Source organism: Pseudomonas sp. (genome assembly GCF_049653025.1).
GTDB lineage: Bacteria > Pseudomonadota > Gammaproteobacteria > Pseudomonadales > Pseudomonadaceae > Aquipseudomonas.
Window position 1 is genome coordinate 149,242 of record NZ_JBASFM010000013.1, and the last position, 17,525, is coordinate 166,766.

Below are 17,525 nucleotides of genomic sequence, written 5' to 3' on the forward strand. Positions count from 1 at the left end.
GCCAAGGCGCAGTGAACAAGGCAAGATAGAGCCATTGAGATCAGCCAGGAAGGTGCCTTGTGAACCCGTGTTCCGATGACTTTATTGTCGCCAATACCGCTGAAGAAGCGGTGGATCGTCTGGCCGCCTTGCACCTGCAGGCGACCACCGCCCTCAGCCAGGCGCTCAAGCGCTACCTGAAAGAGCGCGTCAAGCCGGACGCCGCTCAGCAGTGCCAATTCCGCTACCCCGAATTGCGTTTGATCTACCTGTGCCAGGGCGAAGTGCCGACCACCGTGCGTGCCTACGCCAAGGTGCAGGTGCCGGGTACTTACAGCGTCACCGTCACCCACCCGGCGGCGTTCCGCAAATACCTGCTGGAGCAGCTGCGCCCGTTGATGAGCGACTTCACCGTGCGCGTTGAAGTGGGTATCAGCCAGCAGAACATTCCCTATCCCTATGTGGTCGAGCAGGGCGATGAGCTGGCCGGCTCCGGGGTGACCGCCGCCGAACTGGCGCGGGTGTTCCCCAGCACTGATCTATCCGCCGCCACCGATGGCACCGCCGATGGCCTGTACGACTGGGAAAACACCGACCCGCTGCCGCTGGCGCTGTTCGATGCGGCGCGGGTGGATTTCTCCCTGCGCCGCCTGGTGCATTACACCGGCAGCGATTGGCGCCATGTGCAGCCGTGGATTCTGCTGACCAACTACCACCGCTACGTCGATCAATTTATCCGGCACGGCCTGGACATGCTGGTCGGCGATTCGCGCTTCACCCGCATGGTCATGCCCGGCAACGTGGTGATCAGCCGGGGCATGGCCGAAGGCGAGATGCAGGCGATCATCGAGACGGTGGTCTGGCACCGTTACCAGATGCCGGCCTACCACCTGCAAGCCGCCGATGGCGACGGCATTACCCTGGTCAATATCGGTGTCGGCCCGTCCAATGCCAAGAACATCACCGACCACCTGGCTGTGCTGCGCCCGCACTGCTGGCTGATGATCGGCCACTGTGGCGGCCTGCGTCAGTCGCAGACCATCGGCGACTATGTGCTGGCCCACGCCTATATGCGCCGCGACGGCATTCTCGACCGGGTGCTGCCGCCGCATATCCCGCTGCCGGCCCTGGCCGAAGTGCAGCAGGCATTGCAGGAAGCGGCCAAGCAGGTCACCGGCGAGCAGGGCGACGAGCTGAAAAAGCGCCTGCGCACTGGCACCGTGCTGACCTACGACGACCGTAACTGGGAACTGCGCTGGGCCCAGGAACGACCGCTGATCAACCTGTCGCGCGCGGTCGCGGTGGATATGGAAAGCGGCACCATCGCCGCCCAGGGCTATCGCCTGCGGGTGCCCTACGGCACGCTGCTATGCGTCTCGGACAAACCGCTGCACAGCGAGATCAAACTGCCGGGCGCGGCCGGTGCGTTCTACGAGCGCGCGGTGACCCAGCATTTGCATATCGGCATCACCGCGCTCGATTTGCTGCGTAACCAGCTCAACTCGCTGCACTCGCGAAAATTACGCAGCTTCGACGAACCTCCATTCCGCTAAATACCGGTCAGCGCCGTCTGCAGCCAGGCGCAGAAGCTGCGGGTCAGCGGGTCGTTTTCGCTGTCGCGGTGCACCAGCCAGGCCCAGTTGGGGCCGCGCACGCTCTGTTCCACCAGGGGCTGCAACAGGCCATTGCGTCGCGCCTGGTCAGCCAGCAACTGGCTGACCAGGGCGATGCCCAGGCCCTGGGTGGCCGCATCCAGGAGCAGGCCAGGGTCGGAGAAATTCAACCCTCGGCTTTGTTGGCCCACGTCCACCCCGCCCTGTACCGCCCAGTGGCTCCAATCCATTTCGCGCTCACCGTGCAAGGTGCAGCGCTCGTCTGGCTGTTGCGCCAACAGGCTGGGGTGAGCGGCCGGATAGAGGCGGTCTTCCAGCAATACGCGAAAGCTGCATTCGGCCTGCGCGGTAAGGTCGTCGCGCACGGCCACGTTGATGGTCTGGCTGGCCATGTCCGGGATTTCGTCGCTGGTCAGCAACCACAGGTCGATCTCCGGGTGCAGGCGGTGGAACTCGCCCAGGCGCGGCACCAGCCAGTGGCGGGCGAAGGCCGGGCTGGTATTGACCACCAACTGGTTGGGTTTGCGGTACTGCTCCAGGCGGCGGATGCCCACGGCTAGTTGTTGCAGCAGGCCCTGGGTGGTGCTGAGCAGGTCGTGGCCGGCGTCGCTGAGGCTGACGCTGCGGCCGCTGCGGTAGAACAGCGGCTGTTCGAGGAAGCTTTCCAGGCTGCGGATCTGCTGACTGATCGCCGACTGGGTGAGGTGCAGTTCCTCGGCGGCCTTGTGGAAGCTGCCCAGGCGGGCGGCGGCTTCGAAGCCGCGCAGGGCGTTTAGGGGTGGCCAGTGCTTGAGCATGATTGATAAGCCTGTCTAATCAGATTTGTGCAAAATCTATCGTTTGTTGCAGCATTTTTACAGGCCTAGCATGCAAGTCATCACCGCATTTGCGGTTTTCAGTGATAACAAAGACTTAACTGAAAGGTACTTGTATGCAGCAGAACGATGTCGTCAGCACTGGCTGGGTGATGCCCGCCGAGTGGGTCCCGCACGCCGCCACCTGGATGGTCTGGCCGCACAACCAAGGGCTGTGGGAGTCTGGCTGGGGCGTGACCCTGGCCGAGGTGCAGGTCGATTTCGCCCGTGTGGCCAACGCCATTGCCCGTTTCGAGCCGGTGAAGATGGTGGTCGATCCGTCCGCGGCGCTGCGTGCTCGTACGCTGTGTGGGGCCAACATCGAGTTGATCGAACTGGCGGTCAACGACAGCTGGTGCCGCGACTCCGGACCGAGCTTCGTCTGCCACCCGCAGCGCGGCGTGGCTGGGGTCAGCTGGCGCTTCAACGCCTGGGGCGGCAAGTCCGAGCATGATCTGGACGAGAGCCTGGCGCGGCGCATCCTCAATGGCCTGGGGATGGATTGCTTTGGCACGCCGCTGAGCAACGAAGGTGGCGCGATCCATGTGGATGGCGACGGCACCCTGATCACCACCGAGTCGGTGCTGCTCAACCCCAACCGCAATCCGGGCATGAACAAGGCCGAGATGGAAGAGATCTTCGCCCGCCTGCTGGGCGTGAAGAAGACCATCTGGCTGCCGGGTGACCCGCAGTACGTGACCGGCGACATGACCGACGGCCATATTGATGGCGTCTGTGCCTTCGCCAAGCCCGGCGCGCTGCTGGTGGACGCTACCCGCGATCAGGGTTCGGTGTATGCCGAAGTGGTACGCGAGAACCGTCGCGCTATCGAACTGGCCACCGATGCCCGCGGGCGCAAGTTCGAGCTGCTTGAACTGTTCGAGGCCACCGATGCGGTGGATACCGAGGCCGAGGTGTTCTGCGCTTCCTACACCAACTTCTACATCTGCAATGGCGCGATCATCATGCCGGCCTACGGCATTGCTGCCGATGAGGAAGCGGCGGCGACCCTGCGCATGGCCTTCCCGGGCCGCGAAGTGGTGCCGGTACAGATCAACCAGCTGGCCCATGGCGGCGGCGGGGTGCATTGCATCACCCAGCAGCAGCCGGCCTGGCCGTTGAAGGGGTGAGGTCATGAGCAAATTGACCGTCGCCACCACCCAGTTCGCCTGCAGCTGGAACCTTGAGCAGAACCTCGACCAGGCCGAGCGCCTGGTACGCGAGGCCGCGGCCAAGGGTGCCCAGCTGATCCTGTTGCAGGAGCTGTTCGCCACCCCGTATTTCTGCATCGAGCAGGACCATAAACACCTGGCGCTGGCCGAGGAGTATGGCCAGAGCCGCGTGCTCAAACGCTTCGCCGCCCTGGCCAAGGAGCTGGGTGTGGTGCTGCCGCTGAGCTGGTTCGAGAAAGCCGGCAATGCCTACTTCAATTCGCTGAGCGTGGCCGATGCCGATGGCCGTCTGCTCGGGGTGTACCGCAAGACCCACATCCCCAACGCCATCGGTTATCAGGAGAAGGAATACTTCAGCCCCGGCGATACGGGCTTCCGCGTCTGGGATACCGCCTTCGGCCGCATCGGCGTAGCCATCTGCTGGGATCAGTGGTTCCCCGAGACCGCGCGCTGCCTGGCCCTGCAGGGTGCCGAGGTGCTGCTGTTCCCTACCGCCATCGGTTCCGAACCGGGTGCCGCGGCGCTGGATTCGCGTGACCACTGGCAGCTCACCCAGCGCGGCCATGCCGCCGCCAACATCATGCCGGTGATCGCCGCCAACCGCGTCGGCCACGAGGTGGCGACCGGCGATCCGGCGCTGCAGATGAGCTTCTACGGCTCGTCCTTTATCACCGACCACAAGGGCAAGTTGCTCGCCGAGGCCGACCGCGACACCAGCGGCGTGCTGGTGCGCGAACTGGACCTCGCTGCCATGCGCGAGGAACGCCTGACCTGGGGCATCTACCGTGATCGTCGCCCGGAAATGTACGGCCCGCTGTTGGGCCTGGACGGACGGCAAACCCATGTGCGCTGGAATCACCAAGGAGTCTGACTATGAAACCTGGTAAAGCCTTACTGATCGGCTCGCTGAGCCTCACCCTGGGTTGTGCCCAGGCCTGGGGCCAGGCCGAGGAAAAGACCCTGCGCCTGTATAACTGGGCCGACTATTTCGCCGCCGATACCCTCAGCAACTTCACCAAGGAAACCGGTATCCGGGTGGTCTACGACGTCATGGAAGGCAGCGAGACGCTGGAGGCCAAGATGATGGCCGGGCGTAGCGGTTATGACCTGATCTTCCCCGGCGACACCGTGGCCGAGCGCCTGATGCGCGCCGGCGCGCTGCAGAAACTGGACACCAGCAAGCTGGAGCACCTGGATGACATCGAGCCGGGCCTGCGCACCCTGCAGACCAAGTACCCCTATTCGCGGCACGCCACGGTGCCCTACACCTGGGGTTCGATCGGCCTGACCTACAACACCCAGATGATCGAGAAGCGCATGCCTCAGGCGCCGGTCAATAGCCTGGACCTGCTGTTCAAGCCGGAGCTGGCCGCCAAGTTCGCCGACTGCGGTATCTCGATGATCGACTCGCCGGACGAAGTGCTGGCCGTGGTGCTCAATTACCTGGGGCATGAGCCGCGCAGTGGCAAGGCGGAAGACCTGGCCGAGGCGCTGGCGCTGCTGAAAAGCATCAAGCCCTATATCCGCAAGTTCCAGTCGCAGCCGGTCACCCAACTGGTCAATGGCGAGATCTGCCTGTCGCTCGGTTACAGCGGCGACATGATTCAGGCCCAGCGCACCTCTGATGAAGCGAAAGCGGGCCGGAACTTCGGTTACCGCATACCGGTTCAGGGCAGCACCATCTGGATGGACACCATGGCCATCCCGGCCGATGCCCAGCACCCGGAATATGCCTACGCACTGATCAATTTCATCATGCGCCCGGAGAACATGGCGGCGATCAGCACCGCTACCGGTTACCCCACGTCCAGTGCCAAGGCCCGGCCGATGGTCGCGGCAGACATGCGTAACAACCCGGATATCTATGTCGATGAGGCCACCTATGCACGGCTGATTCCCGGCAAGGACATCCCGCAGCGCGACATGCGTGCGCGCATGCGCACCTGGAGCACGTTCAAGACCGACATCTAGGCCTTATTGCCTGCCTGCGACCGCTCGCCAACCCATCATCCTGCCAACTGCCGCGCCCCGGGCGCGGTCAGGCGGCAGCGGGCTGCCGAAACGGCCGCAACAGCAGGCGAGAGCCTCAGTGGAACACGGGTTCAAGGCCATCCCGGCCGCCAGCAAGAGCAACGCGTTGCAACCGCCAGTGGCGGCTCAGGAGCAGCACACCAGGGAGGGTATGGCCGGGCGTCGAGAGTGGCGTTGACCGGCGGGTATCCATCATAAGAAGAGGGTGCAGAACTATGTCTACACGTCGTGATTTCATCAAACAATTGACGGTCGCCGCTGGTCTGGGTGCCGTCGCCACTATGGGCATCGGCCTGAGTGCGCCGAAGGTGCGCGCCGCGCTGGGTAACAGCTGGCACATGCCCGATGAGAACGAGCTGCAGGAACGGATCTTCCTGGCCTTCGCCGCCTCGACGGCGATCTGGGACGACTGGGCGACCCCGGTGAACAACTGCGTCGCGCTGTTGGCCAAGACCATTGCCAAGTACCAGCCGGTGACCGTGCTGTGCCGCGCCAACCAGCTGTCGCTGGCCAAGAGCAAGTGCGGCACCACCAATATCAAGTTCATCACCATGCCGCTGGACGATGTCTGGGTGCGTGACTACGGTGGCTGCTTCGTGGTCGACGGTCAGGGTGGGCGCGGTCTGGTCGATTTCAACTTCAACGGTTGGGGCGGCAAGCAGACGGCAAGTAACGACACCCAGGTGGCCGACACCCTGAGCTACGAAACCTATGCCACCTATATCGCCAGCCAGCTGACCGGCGAGGGCGGCGGTATTGAAGTGGATGGCCATGGCACGGCGATCATGACCGAGAGCTGCTGGGTCAACAGCAACCGCAACCCAGGCATGAGCAAGGCGCAGATCGAGGCCGAGCTGAAGGCCAATCTTGGGCTGCGCAAGATCATCTGGCTGCCGGGGATCAAGAACAAGGACATCACCGATGCCCACGTCGACTTCTACGCGCGCTTCGCCTCCAAAGGCGTGGTGATCGCCAACCTCGACAACGACCCCAAGTCTTACGACTACGCGGTAACCCGCACCCACCTGAATATCCTCAAGGCCGCCACCGACGCCGATGGCAACAAGCTGGTGGTGCACACCCTGCCGCCACCCCTGAAGAAGCGCAGCAACGTCTACACCCAGAACAACCCGGATTTCGCCCCCGGCTATATCAACTACCTGCCGATCAATGGCGCGGTGATCGTGCCGCAGTTCGGCGACACCGCCGCCGACAAGTTCGCCAAGGACCTGCTGACCAAGCTGTATCCGGGGCGTGTGGTGGTGCAGGTGAACATCGACCCGATCGCCGGCGGCGGCGGCGGTATTCACTGCGTGACCAAGAACATGCCGGCGGTCTGATTGGGTTTTTGCTCCATAAGGGGTTTTGTGTAGCCCCTTATTTAGCTGTGTCGTGGTTGTGCACCGGTGGTGGGTCTTTCGAGGCTTAGCCCGTGCACGCGCCTGGCTGCTTGCCGTCAGTACAGGCGGGTTTTGGCCGCGGCATGGCTGTTTTTATTCCGTGGCATTAGGGCGCTAGCCGCACGTTCGTCAGCCCCGTGGGCGTCGAGTCGAGCGCAGCAACGCCGTAAACGGTCCGTTCTAACTTTTAATAATAAGGAACACCTTCCATGCAAATGAAGACGTGCAGCGCCCTGGCGCTGGCCATCTCGGTGGCCACCCTGCAGTTGGCGTACGCCGCCGATGAAGTGGCTGTCGAGCAATTGGCGCAAGGCCTGGCGGACTCCAGCCAAGGGCAGTCGAAGGGCTTTATCGAAGACAGCAGCCTGACGCTGCTGAGTCGTAACGTTGCGTTGTACCGCAACCTCAAAAACAACAACAACGCCGCGGATAGCCTTGATGGGGTGAACAGCAGCCAGAATTACGTCAACGAGTGGGGGCAAGCAGAAATGCTCACCTTCACCTCGGGCTTTACCCAGGGCACCGTCGGCTTTGGGGTTGATGCTTTTGCCAATGGCGCGGTGCGCCTGACGGGCGGTGCCGGCACTGGTGGCAGCAACGTGTTGCCGGGCAATAGTGGCCACTGCGATACCCTCACCGGCACCTGCCAGGGGCAGGACGCCTACGGCCTGGCCGGTGGCGCGGTCAAACTGCGGGTTTCCGAGACCGAGCTGAAAGTCGGCAACCTGCAACCCAATAGCCCGGTGTTCGGTTACAGCGACCTGTACCTGATGCCGCAGCACTTTACCGGCGGCCTGGTCACCAGCAACGAGATCAGTGGCCTGGCCCTGCAAGGCGGTCACTTTACCTCGGGCAATGCGGAAAACAGCACCAACCAGGACGGCGACCTGGGCACCACCTACGGCCAGACCGCGTTCAAACGTGCCGATTTCGTTGGCGCGGATTACAGCTTCAGCGACACCCTGTCCGGTGGCCTGCATGCCTCCAAGTACCAAGACGTGTGGCAGCAGTATTACGCCGACCTCTACCACAGCCTGCCGCTGGGTGAAGAAACCGCGCTGAACACCAGCATCGCCTATTACAAAACCGACGACAGCGGCGATGCCACGGCCGGCGAGATCAACACCGACGCCTACAGCGTGGCGCTGGCCCTGGTCACGGGTGCGCACAGCTTTACCTTCGCCCACCAGCGGGTCAACGGTGATACGCCGTTCGACTACCTGGGGGTGGAAACCGGCGACGGCAAGTTCAACCCGGCCGGTTCCATCTGGCTGGCCAACTCCTCGCAGTTCGCCGACTTCAACGCCCCCGGCGAGAAGTCCTACAAGCTGCAATATGACCTCGACGCCGCCAGCTTCGGGGTGCCGGGCCTGAGCTTTATGGTCCGCTACGTCAAGGGTACTGGTGCAGACGGCACGGCGGCCGACGCCGAGGGTGCCTACGGCTTCTACAACGACCTGGAAGATGGCAAGGAGTGGGAGCGCGATATCCAGGTGGCCTACGTGCTGCAGGACGGCCCGGCCAAGGACCTGTCTTTCACCCTGCGCCAAGCCACCTACCGCGGCAATGACGACATGAACGCCACCAACTCAGGCAGCGACAACGACGAGTTCCGCCTGATTACCGCCTACCCGCTGGATATTCTCTAAGCCAGGCGCGGCCGTGCGTGCACGGCTATATTTTCTGCAGAGCAATCAGCCGTTACCGCCAGCGCTGGCGGTAACGATTTTCTGCTTTATCCCGGTGCCGGCTATCGAGGTCGGTGCACAATTACTACGAGGTTTTGCCCATGCGCAGCACACGTTCCCTGGCGCTGGTTCTGCTGCTCGGCAGCAGCCTTGCGTTGGCCGATGAGTCCGGCCCCCTGTTGCTGCACAACGGCACGATCTACACCGTCAATGCGCAGCAGCCCTGGGCCAGCGCGATGGTGATCGATGAAGACGGCAGCATCGTCGCCATCGGTGATGACGAGGATGTCGCCGAATACGTCGATGATGAAACCGAAACCGTCGATCTCGACGGCCGCTTGGTGCTGCCGGGTTTCCAGGACACCCACACTCACGTGCTGGATGCCTCCTCCGAGGCTCAGGGCGATTGCAAGGTCGAGGCCGCGGATGATGTGCCGCAGTGGTTGCAAGCGATAAAAGCCTGCAATGAGCAGGACGACGGTGACTGGCTGCTGGGCTGGGGCTTCTCCCTGCGTGGTCTGCTGGACGAGAAGCAAACCCCGCGTGCACTGCTCGACAGCATCGTCAGCGATCGTCCGGTGGCGATCATGGAAGAGACCTCGCACGCCTATTGGCTCAACTCCAAGGCGCTGGAGCAGGCCGGCATCACTGCCGCTACAGCCAATCCGGAGGGGGGCATTATCCTGCGCGACGCGGCCGGCGAGGCCACCGGTCTGTTGCTGGACAACGCCGGCGATCTGGCGCTGGACAGGGCGCTGCCGCCGTCCAAGGCGCTCGACGAGGTCTACTACCAGGCGGTGCTGGCCGGGCAGGACGAGCTGGCGCAAAACGGCATCACCTCGGTGGCCGATGCCCGGGTGTTCTGGCGTCGTGGTTACCTCGACGCCTGGCAGAAAGCCGCCCAAAACGACGAGCTGAAGGCGCGCACCGCGCTGGGCCTGTGGGCCTATCCGACGCTGGAGGATGACGAGCAGCTGGCCGAGTTGAAGGCCATGTATGACGCTGGCTCCGCCGACAGCCTGCTGCGCGTCACCCAGATCAAGTTCTATGTCGACGGCATCACCCACAACACCACCGCCCGCCTGCAGCAGCCCTATAACCAGAGCTTGCCCGGCGTCGATCCCAAGGGCCTGTACTACTTCAGCCCGGAACGGCTTGAGCGCTACAGTCGCGAACTGGCCAAGGTCGGTTTCGATATGCATATCCATGCCATCGGCGACCAGGCCGTCAGCGATGCCCTGGACGCCATCGACGCCACCGACGGTCAGGGTCGCCACCGCATCACCCACGTCGAACTGGTGGATAAGCAGGACATCCCACGCTTTAAGCAGCTCGAGGTGATTGCCGACTTCCAGCCGAGCCCGTTCTTCGCCCCGTCCTTCCTGAAAGACAACGTGCCGGTGCTCGGTGATCGCGCCTATAAGCTGCTGCCCATGCGCGAACTGTATGACGCCGGTGCGCGGGTAACCCTGAGCTCCGACTGGGATGTGAATCCCTTGTCGCCACTGGGCATCATGCAGAACGCCCTGAGCCTGGGTGAGCGCGGCTTGCCGAACCTGGAAGCCGCCATCAAGGCCTACACCCTGGATGCCGCCTACACCCTGCGCCAAGAGCAGGACACCGGCTCGCTGGAAGTGGGCAAGCAGGCGGATCTGGTGGTGCTGGACCAGAACATCTTCGACCTGCCGGTTAAGCAGATCGGCAAGGCCAAGGTGCTCTGGACCTTGCTCGGCGGTGAAGAGGTCTATCGAGCCGCGGACTTCTGAGGCCGGTGGTGCCGCATGTTAGCCAAGCCATGCATGCGGGGCAGAGCGCTGGTGCTTGGTAGTGCCGCGGACGGCAGGCTGAAGGTAATTTGTTGCAGGGGGGCGAGACGTTAAGTGCATCGACTTCTCCGGAGGGACTACCTATTCCATAAGGCTCTGCGGCGTAAGGCCATAGCGTTGCAGCAGGGCGCGGCCGGTGGGGCTGTGCAGGGCGTCCAGGTAGTGGCGGTCCCAGTGCAGGCTCAGCTCGGCGGCACCGGCAAAGTCGGGGCCGAAGGCTATATACAGCGGATAGGGCCCTTGGCAGCCGGCCTCGCGGATCTGCTCACCTAGCTGCTGTTGGCGCAGCTGGTATTCCACCGCCGGGCGCAGCTCCACGAAGTAGTCGAAGCGCCCGCGCTGCAGGCCGAGCATGGCCAGCTGCATGGGGCGTTCGCTGGCCAGGGTGATCACCTGGCCATCCTGCCGATGCGCGGCCAGGTACTCGCGCAGCTCGGGCCAGTAGTAGTAGCCGCCAATCACCGCCAGCTTGCCGCTGAGCAGCGAGTCGCTGCCCTGGAAGTACCAGGTGCGGCCGGCCTGGGTGTAGAAACAGAAGGGCGGATTCATCAGCGGTGTCTTGGCGAACTGCGCCTGTTCCTGCTCGCTGGAGCCCTCCAGGGGCACTCCGGGCAGCAGGTCGATCTGGCCGGCCTTGAACTGTTTCACCGCGCGCTGCCAGGGCAGGTAGCGGTATTCGATGCGCCAGCCCAGGGGGCCGAACAGCTGCACGGCAAAGTCATAGGCCAGGCCTTTATTGCCGGAGTCGGGGTCGCAGGTCAGCGGGCAGTAGTCGTCGCCGGCCATCACCAGCACGCGTGATTCGTCTGCGCCCTGGGTACCGGTGGCCAGGGCGGTAAGCAGGCAGGACAGCAGGCAGGTGGGGAGGCGCATGGTCGGCATCCTTGGGCGAATGCTTTTAGTGTAGAGCGCGGTTGTGCTGTGGGAGGCTGGCGCTCGGGGCGAGCGCCAGCCGTGGCTCAGGCCTTGGCGTCGAGCACTACGCGGTAGCGCGCTTTACCGGCACGCAGGTGGTCGATGGCCTCGTTGACCTTGCTCATGGGGAAGTGTTCGACCTGCGGCAGGATCTGATGACGCGCACAGAACTCCAGCATGGTCGCCATATTCGCCGGCGAACCAACGGGCGAGCCGGAAAGGCTCTTCTGTTTCGGGATCAGGTTGAATACATGCACCGGAATCGCGCTGGGCACGATGCCGACAAAGTGCAGGCGGCCTTTACCACGTAAGGTGCCGATCATGGCGTTCCAGTCGAGGTCGGCGCTGGCGGTGACCAGGAGGAAATCCAGGCTGCCGGCAATCGCCTTGAGTGCAGCGCTGTCGGTTGATGCCACCACCTTGTGTGCGCCCAGGCGTTTGGCCTCTTCCTGTTTGCTCAAGGACGAGGTGAAGGCGGTGACTTCGCAGCCCCAGGCATTGAGGAAGCCCAGGGCCAGATGGCCGAGGCCGCCGATGCCGACCACGCCGACCTTGTCGGTGGGTTTTACGTCGAAATCCAGCAGCGGGCTAAACACCGTGGAACCAGCGCAGAACAGCGGGCCGACCAGGGCTGGGTCGAGACCGTCCGGCAGCGGCACGGCCCAGGCCCAGTGACTGCGCAGGCGGTCGGCGAAACCGCCGTTGCTGCCGACTATGGTCGGTTTTACTGTGCCGCACAGCTGATGGGAACCTTCCATGCATGAGCTGCAATGCATACAGCTGCCCTTGTACCAGCCGATGCCCACGCGCTGGCCGAGTTTCAGGCCGCGTGCCTGCGGACCGAGGCGCACCACGGTGCCGACCACTTCATGGCCGGGGATAAAGGGGTAGCGCGCATTGCCCCATTCGTTGTCGATCATCGACTGGTCGGAGTGGCAGATGCCGCAGTATTCCACCGCCACTTCCACTTCTTCGGCACCCAGCGGGCCGGGATCATAATTGTGCGGTTCGAGGGGCGCGCCGGGGGCTTTTGCGGCCCAGCCGGTAAAGGTTTCGACGATGGATTCGGACGAACTCATAACAATGGCCTCAGGACGGGAAACACAACCTTGCCAGCATAGCCCGCTACACCGGCCAAGGCTGCGCGGATCACTCAGCCTGATAGTCCAACCTTGGCCTCGGTTACACTGGCCGCCTCGTAACTTGTTGCTGGATCACCTATGTCGCGCCCACCCCGTCCTGCGTCCTCCCGCCCGCACAGCGGCAAACCTGCGGTGCGCCGCGTGGCCAAGGCGCCACCCGCCGAGCCGCGTTTGCTGGTGCTGAACAAACCGTTCGACGTGCTGACCCAGTTCAACGACGAGCAGGGCCGCGCCACCCTCAAGGATTTTGTCAGCGTGGCAGGCGTCTACCCGGCCGGACGCCTGGACCGCGACAGCGAAGGCTTGCTGTTGCTGACCAACGACGGCGGCCTGCAGGCGCGCATCGCCGACCCCAAGCACAAGCTGGCGAAAACCTATTGGGTGCAGGTGGAGGGCGAACCGAGCGACGCGCAGTTGCAGCAGCTGCGTGACGGTGTGCAGTTGAATGATGGGCCGACCCTGCCGGCCGAGGCGCGTCTACTGGAAGTGCCCGAGTTATGGGAACGCAACCCGCCGGTACGCTTTCGCAAAAGCATCCCTACAGCTTGGCTGGAACTGGTTATTCGCGAGGGGCGCAACCGTCAGGTACGCCGTATGACCGCTGCAGTTGGCCTGCCGACGCTGCGTCTGGTGCGGGTGCGCATCGGCCCCTGGAGCCTCGACGGCCTGCAGCCCGGCGAGTGGAAAGAGGTTGAGGCGCGGCTATAGCCAGGGCGGCTTGCTCAGCCGTGGATGCCGCGGGTCGCTTCGATGATGTAGCTGATCAGCGGCTTGGCGAGGAAGGCGAACAGGCACAGCCCCAGGCCTAAGAACAGGATCGCGGTGCCCAGGCGGCCGGCCTTGGAGGTCTTGGCCAGGTCCCAGATGATAAAGAACATAAACACCATCAGGCCGCCGACCAGCGCGTACATCATCAGGGATTCGAACTGTTCGGTTTCCATGGGGCCTCTTCGGGGTGGCGGAGTTTCAACGGGCGGCGATTATACGCGCAGATGCTGCAACGGCAGCTGGGTGCTGGAGAGAATCTGCTGCAGCACGAAGCTGGAGCGTACGCTGGATACCCCCTCGATGCGGGTCAGGGTGCCGAGCAGAAACTTCTGGTAGTGATCCATATCCGGCACCACCACCTTGAGCTGGTAGTCCGCATCCATCCCGGTGACCAGGCTGCATTCGAGCACTTCCGGGCATTTGCGGATCATGTCCTGGAAGTGCTCGAAGCGTTCCGGGGTGTGCTTGTCCATGCCGATCAGCACGTAGGCGGTCAGTGTTAGGCCGAGCTGCTTACGGTCGAGCAGGGCGACCTGGCCGAGGATATAACCGTCGTCTTCCAGCTGTTTTACCCGTCGCGAACAGGGTGAGGGCGACAGGCCGATGCGTTCGGCGAGGTCCTGGTTGGACAGGGTGGCGTCGCGCTGCAATTCGGCGAGGATATTCAGGTCGTAGCGATCAAGTCTGTTCATCTTTGCCCTGCTTGCGTGCTTTAGTTGTGCTAAATCATGCGCTGTTAGTCATTAATTGCGCAAGTGATAGGTATTTCAGCAATATTAGCAATCTTTCGCTGCGCCGGCGGGCGTAAGCTTTACCTCAGTTTCAAGGCCCGGACGACACGTCCAGCCGCTTCGCCCAACCAGGCGAACGGTCGCCGCCGATCCCACCGGGTCGTCACGGCACCCGGGTCCGCACTGCCCAACCAGGCGGGCGCAGAAAAGGCGTTACCATCGCCAGAATGAGGGACACGCAAAAAAGGGAGGCCTGCAGGCCTCCCTTTTTTGTTGCTGGGCGGTGGCGTTGTTCAGCCCACCAGGCCGGATCTGTTCAGGGTTATCAAAGTATTTGCGCCGACGTTACGCGCTCTTTACTCAGGCTTTACCGCGCACTTACCCAGCCTCTGCGAGACTGACCGGGCTTATTTCGGAGACTTTCGCATGCGCCGTACCCCATTAATCCTGGCCGATATCGGCATCCTGCTGGTGCTCGGCCTGACGCCGCTGCTGCCACTGGCGTTGCCGCCGCAGTTGCCCGACCTGGGCGGTCTCAGCCCTACAGCACCTGGCGTTTCCACTGCCCCGGCGCGTAGCCCGTCCAGCGACTGAATGCGCGGGAAAAACTGGCCGCCTCGGCGTAGCCCAGGCGCTGGGCGATGCTGTTGAGATCCAGGCGCGAGTCACTGAGCAGGCGTTCGGCCAGGCGCTGCTTGATCTGCTCGTTGAGTTGCTGGAAGGCGTGACCTTCGCTCGCCAGGCGGCGGTGCAGGGTGCGTTCGGACAGGCCCAGACGTTCGGCCACCGCGCGGCTGCTGAGTAGGCTTGCCGAATCGCGGATCAGCACCTGCTGCACCAGGCGTGCAGTGGCCGCCTTGACCAGGCTGTGGGAAATCTCCAGGCACAGGCGTTCGCACAGCTGCTCGCCCTCGCTGTGAGCGCTGATATGCGCCTGCGGCAGGCTGAGCTGCAGGTCAGCATGGGCAAACAGGATGCCGTTGCGCACACCGTCGAACTGCACGGGGTAGGGGAAATCGCGCTGCAGGGCGGCCATATCTGTCGGGGCACTGGCCATCATCTCTACCGCCAGCGGCGCGATTGGCCGTTGCAGCAGTTCGCAGGCCACTCCCAGGCAGCCGGCCAGCCCGCGCTCGATAACAAATGCGCGGGCGTCCTGCGGCAGCACGCTGGCATCGAACAGCAGCCAGGTGCCGCGCCGCTCCACCTCGATCCGCGCCGGGCACAGGGTCAGGGCCAGCAACTGAAAGCGGCTAAAGGTGGCGAACGCTTCACCGAGGGTACGGCTGGCGAGCATGGTGAACCCCAGCAGGCCTAGCGAGGTGAGGTGGTAGCGCTGCCCGGCGACGAAGCCCAGGCCTGGGCGGCCGGCATGTTCAATCACATTGCGGATCACCGCCAGTTCCTGCCAGGCCTCGATCTGCGCATTGCGCTGCTGCAGCGCTGCGCTGGAGATGGCGCTGCCGATCAGGCAGGTGGCGGCGTCCACGCCTTCTGCCTGGGCGGTTTCCAGCAGGTAGAGCACGCCGGTCAGCGGGCGGTTCTGGCGCCAATCCATCCGGGAATTTCCTCGTTCAGGTCGGTCTCAAGCTGATCAATACGCTGGCAGTGATTATCATTTTTTGGCGGTAATCATCATGGTCGAGCCTAGCATTCGCCCTGCATTCTGTAAGCACTCCAACAACAATGAGTGCGAGCCATGAGCGAGTTTATCTACTGCCTGCCCAGCCAGAACCGTGCCGCCAGCTACAGCCATATGCGCGTGACCCCGACCACCGGGGCCATCGGTGCGGACGTCGAAGACCTCGACCTGACCCGCCTGAGCGACGAGGGCTTTGCCGAGCTGCGCCAGGCGCTGCTGGTGCACAAGGTGATCTTTATCCGCGACCAGGCTCTCAGCATCAGCGACCTGGAACGGGTCACCCAGCACCTCGGCGAATTCGGCCGCGAGCCTTACGTGACCTGCATGGACGACCATCCCCATGTGGTGCACGTGGTCAAGGAAGCCACGGAGAAGACCCCGTTCGTGTTCGGTGGTGCCTGGCACACCGACTGGACCTTTCAGGAGCGCCCGCCGGCGTTCACTTTGCTCTATGGCCATGACATCCCGCCCTTCGGCGGCGATACCTGCTTCGCCAACCTGGCGCTGGCCTACGAATGGCTGTCGCCGGGGATGAAAAAGCTGCTGGAAAGCCTCGACGCGGTGCACAGCCCGGAAATGGCCTATGGGGTCAACGCCAACCACAACGCGCTGCTGGAAAACATGGCGATCCGTTATGGCAGCGATACCTCGGCGGAAACGCGCAGCCACCCGCTGGTGACCCGCCATCCGGAAACCGGCAAGAAGGTGCTGTTTATCAACCCGGCCTACACCACCGGCATCCGCGGTTTGCGCCCGGACGAGGCGCGGCCGCTGCTCGACTACCTCTTCAAGCTGGCCACCACCGAGGCCTTCACCTGCCGCATGCGTTGGCGCCAGGGCACCCTGGCGATCTGGGACAATCGCAGCACCTGGCATCTGCCGGTGGCCGACTACCATGGCATGCGCCGCGAAATGTTCCGTACCACCGTGGTCGGCGAGGTGCCAAGCCGATGAGCCAGTCAACCACTACCGATACACGCCTGCTGGACGCCGCCAATAGCCTGGCCAACGCCCGTGCTCAGCGTCAGCCCGGACCACGGGTCAGCGAGAGCTTTACCCTGGCCAGCCTGGATGAGGCCTACCAGGTGCAGGCCGCCGGCGTGCAGCACGCCCTGGCCCAGGGCCGCCACTTGAGCGGGGCCAAGGCCGGGCTGACTTCGGCGACGCTGCGCGCAGCGCTCAAGGTCGAGGAGCCGCTGTACGGCTGGCTGTTTGCCGATACCGCCTGCCGCTCGGGCGAAACCATCGCCTGGGAGCGCATGCTGCAACCGAAGGTCGAGATCGAGATCGCCCTGCTGCTGAGTGCGGATTTGCCGGCTGGCGAGATCAGCCGCGAGCAGCTGCTGGCCAGCATCGCCGGGGTGGTGCCGGCGCTGGAAATCAACGACTCGGCCATCAGCGGTTGGCAGTTGACCCTGCTCGATGCGGTCGCCGACAACCTGTCCTCAGGCTTCTATGTGCTGGGCGATCGGCCGGTGTCGCTGGCGCAGCTCGACGGGCAGACGCTGACCGGCACCTTGCTGAGCAATGGCCAGCCGCTACGGGCGAATGTGCCCATCGTGCTGGACGACGTGCTGAGCACGGCGCTGTGGCTGGTGCGCAAGATGGCCGCGCTCGGCCAGCCGCTGCGCGCCGGCGATGTGCTGCTGACCGGGGCACTGGCACCGATTGCGGCAGTCGCTGCTGGCGATCAGTTGCGCTTTCAGGTTACGGGATTAGGTGAGGTGAACTGCGCGTTCAGTTGATTGGGCATTGAGCGAAACG

17 protein-coding genes are annotated in these 17,525 nt (G+C 63.6%); 11 read left to right on the forward strand and 6 right to left on the reverse strand.

The features are described 5' to 3' along the window. The first annotated feature begins 59 nt into the window (after positions 1 to 59). Positions 60 to 1,532, forward strand: a complete 1,473-nt coding sequence (gene amn, locus WBK23_RS10770; protein WP_424483959.1) for an AMP nucleosidase — start codon at positions 60 to 62, stop codon at positions 1,530 to 1,532. On the opposite strand, the gene WBK23_RS10775 is transcribed toward amn, so the two are convergent. After that, positions 1,529 to 2,389, reverse strand: a complete 861-nt coding sequence (locus WBK23_RS10775) for a LysR substrate-binding domain-containing protein (RefSeq protein ID WP_424483960.1) — start codon at positions 2,387 to 2,389, stop codon at positions 1,529 to 1,531. The two genes, amn and WBK23_RS10775, sit on opposite strands and share 4 nt — an antisense overlap. A 134-nt stretch (positions 2,390 to 2,523) precedes the next feature. Here WBK23_RS10775 and WBK23_RS10780 point away from each other — a divergent pair, with 134 nt between their 5' ends. The 6 genes from WBK23_RS10780 to WBK23_RS10805 all read left to right on the forward strand — a co-directional run bounded on the left by WBK23_RS10780 (position 2,524) and on the right by WBK23_RS10805 (position 10,503). Continuing rightward, positions 2,524 to 3,576, forward strand: a complete 1,053-nt coding sequence (locus WBK23_RS10780; RefSeq protein WP_424483961.1) for an agmatine deiminase family protein — start codon at positions 2,524 to 2,526, stop codon at positions 3,574 to 3,576. Positions 3,577 to 3,580: 4 nt separating this feature from the next. After that, a complete protein-coding gene (aguB, locus tag WBK23_RS10785; protein WP_424483962.1) occupies positions 3,581 to 4,489 on the forward strand; it encodes an N-carbamoylputrescine amidase in 909 nt (302 codons plus the stop codon). A 2-nt stretch (positions 4,490 to 4,491) separates the two neighbouring features. Then, positions 4,492 to 5,589 carry an extracellular solute-binding protein gene (locus WBK23_RS10790; protein WP_424483963.1) on the forward strand — a complete coding sequence of 366 codons (1,098 nt, stop codon included), beginning with the start codon at positions 4,492 to 4,494 and terminating at the stop codon, positions 5,587 to 5,589. 275 nt (positions 5,590 to 5,864) lie between these two features. Continuing rightward, positions 5,865 to 6,989 (forward strand): agmatine deiminase family protein, encoded by a 1,125-nt coding sequence (locus tag WBK23_RS10795; protein WP_424483964.1) that lies wholly within the window; start codon positions 5,865 to 5,867, stop codon positions 6,987 to 6,989. 269 nt (positions 6,990 to 7,258) lie between these two features. Beyond that, positions 7,259 to 8,698 (forward strand): OprD family porin, encoded by a 1,440-nt coding sequence (locus WBK23_RS10800; protein WP_424483965.1) that lies wholly within the window; start codon positions 7,259 to 7,261, stop codon positions 8,696 to 8,698. Between the two features lie 140 nt (positions 8,699 to 8,838). Beyond that, positions 8,839 to 10,503 (forward strand): amidohydrolase, encoded by a 1,665-nt coding sequence (locus WBK23_RS10805; RefSeq protein WP_424483966.1) that lies wholly within the window; start codon positions 8,839 to 8,841, stop codon positions 10,501 to 10,503. A 141-nt stretch (positions 10,504 to 10,644) separates the two neighbouring features. Here WBK23_RS10805 and WBK23_RS10810 read toward each other — a convergent pair whose 3' ends face one another. Both WBK23_RS10810 and ahr read right to left on the reverse strand, forming a co-directional pair. Then, positions 10,645 to 11,436, reverse strand: a complete 792-nt coding sequence (locus tag WBK23_RS10810) for a substrate-binding periplasmic protein (protein WP_424483967.1) — start codon at positions 11,434 to 11,436, stop codon at positions 10,645 to 10,647. 86 nt (positions 11,437 to 11,522) lie between these two features. Further along, positions 11,523 to 12,557, reverse strand: coding sequence for an NADPH-dependent aldehyde reductase Ahr (gene ahr, locus WBK23_RS10815; protein WP_424483968.1), 1,035 nt, complete (start codon positions 12,555 to 12,557; stop codon positions 11,523 to 11,525). A 204-nt stretch (positions 12,558 to 12,761) separates the two neighbouring features. On the opposite strand from ahr, the gene WBK23_RS10820 reads away from it, so the two are divergent. Beyond that, entirely contained in the window at positions 12,762 to 13,328 is a 567-nt protein-coding gene (locus WBK23_RS10820; RefSeq protein ID WP_424484029.1) for a pseudouridine synthase, read from the forward strand. A 14-nt stretch (positions 13,329 to 13,342) separates the two neighbouring features. Here the strand turns inward: WBK23_RS10820 and WBK23_RS10825 are convergent, their stop codons facing one another. Further along, the gene (locus WBK23_RS10825; RefSeq protein WP_424483969.1) at positions 13,343 to 13,561 is read right to left on the reverse strand and encodes a DUF2788 domain-containing protein; all 219 of its coding nucleotides are present in this window, start codon (positions 13,559 to 13,561) and stop codon (positions 13,343 to 13,345) included. 39 nt (positions 13,562 to 13,600) lie between these two features. Next, positions 13,601 to 14,080, reverse strand: coding sequence for an Lrp/AsnC family transcriptional regulator (locus WBK23_RS10830; RefSeq protein WP_424483970.1), 480 nt, complete (start codon positions 14,078 to 14,080; stop codon positions 13,601 to 13,603). Between the two features lie 465 nt (positions 14,081 to 14,545). Here WBK23_RS10830 and WBK23_RS10835 point away from each other — a divergent pair, with 465 nt between their 5' ends. After that, positions 14,546 to 14,713, forward strand: coding sequence for a hypothetical protein (locus WBK23_RS10835; RefSeq protein WP_424483971.1), 168 nt, complete (start codon positions 14,546 to 14,548; stop codon positions 14,711 to 14,713). Here the strand turns inward: WBK23_RS10835 and WBK23_RS10840 are convergent. Continuing rightward, on the reverse strand, positions 14,661 to 15,677 hold the full coding sequence (locus WBK23_RS10840) for an AraC family transcriptional regulator (protein ID WP_424483972.1): 1,017 nt from the start codon (positions 15,675 to 15,677) through the stop codon (positions 14,661 to 14,663). The genes WBK23_RS10835 and WBK23_RS10840 overlap by 53 nt on opposite strands. 141 nt (positions 15,678 to 15,818) lie before the next feature. Between WBK23_RS10840 and WBK23_RS10845 the strand changes: the two genes are divergently transcribed. Both WBK23_RS10845 and WBK23_RS10850 read left to right on the forward strand, forming a co-directional pair. Next, positions 15,819 to 16,715: a TauD/TfdA dioxygenase family protein gene (locus WBK23_RS10845; RefSeq protein WP_424483973.1), complete on the forward strand. Its 897-nt coding sequence runs from the start codon at positions 15,819 to 15,821 to the stop codon at positions 16,713 to 16,715. Further along, entirely contained in the window at positions 16,712 to 17,506 is a 795-nt protein-coding gene (locus WBK23_RS10850) for a 2-keto-4-pentenoate hydratase (protein WP_424483974.1), read from the forward strand. The genes WBK23_RS10845 and WBK23_RS10850 overlap by 4 nt, the downstream gene beginning before the upstream one ends. The last annotated feature ends 19 nt before the right edge of the window (positions 17,507 to 17,525 follow it).

What these genes read in the sequence shown, in the direction of transcription:
- WBK23_RS10775 (WP_424483960.1), bottom strand. Translation starts at nt 2,389, where the DNA reads ATGCTCAAGCACTGGCCACCCCTAAACGCCCTGCGCGGCTTCGAAGCC.
- WBK23_RS10780 (WP_424483961.1), top strand. Translation starts at nt 2,524, where the DNA reads ATGCAGCAGAACGATGTCGTCAGCACTGGCTGGGTGATGCCCGCCGAG.
- aguB (WP_424483962.1), top strand. Translation starts at nt 3,581, where the DNA reads ATGAGCAAATTGACCGTCGCCACCACCCAGTTCGCCTGCAGCTGGAAC.
- WBK23_RS10790 (WP_424483963.1), top strand. Translation starts at nt 4,492, where the DNA reads ATGAAACCTGGTAAAGCCTTACTGATCGGCTCGCTGAGCCTCACCCTG.
- WBK23_RS10795 (WP_424483964.1), top strand. Translation starts at nt 5,865, where the DNA reads ATGTCTACACGTCGTGATTTCATCAAACAATTGACGGTCGCCGCTGGT.
- WBK23_RS10800 (WP_424483965.1), top strand. Translation starts at nt 7,259, where the DNA reads ATGCAAATGAAGACGTGCAGCGCCCTGGCGCTGGCCATCTCGGTGGCC.
- WBK23_RS10805 (WP_424483966.1), top strand. Translation starts at nt 8,839, where the DNA reads ATGCGCAGCACACGTTCCCTGGCGCTGGTTCTGCTGCTCGGCAGCAGC.
- WBK23_RS10810 (WP_424483967.1), bottom strand. Translation starts at nt 11,436, where the DNA reads ATGCGCCTCCCCACCTGCCTGCTGTCCTGCCTGCTTACCGCCCTGGCC.
- ahr (WP_424483968.1), bottom strand. Translation starts at nt 12,557, where the DNA reads ATGAGTTCGTCCGAATCCATCGTCGAAACCTTTACCGGCTGGGCCGCA.
- WBK23_RS10825 (WP_424483969.1), bottom strand. Translation starts at nt 13,561, where the DNA reads ATGGAAACCGAACAGTTCGAATCCCTGATGATGTACGCGCTGGTCGGC.
- WBK23_RS10830 (WP_424483970.1), bottom strand. Translation starts at nt 14,080, where the DNA reads ATGAACAGACTTGATCGCTACGACCTGAATATCCTCGCCGAATTGCAG.
- WBK23_RS10835 (WP_424483971.1), top strand. Translation starts at nt 14,546, where the DNA reads ATGCGCCGTACCCCATTAATCCTGGCCGATATCGGCATCCTGCTGGTG.
- WBK23_RS10840 (WP_424483972.1), bottom strand. Translation starts at nt 15,677, where the DNA reads ATGGATTGGCGCCAGAACCGCCCGCTGACCGGCGTGCTCTACCTGCTG.
- WBK23_RS10845 (WP_424483973.1), top strand. Translation starts at nt 15,819, where the DNA reads ATGAGCGAGTTTATCTACTGCCTGCCCAGCCAGAACCGTGCCGCCAGC.
- WBK23_RS10850 (WP_424483974.1), top strand. Translation starts at nt 16,712, where the DNA reads ATGAGCCAGTCAACCACTACCGATACACGCCTGCTGGACGCCGCCAAT.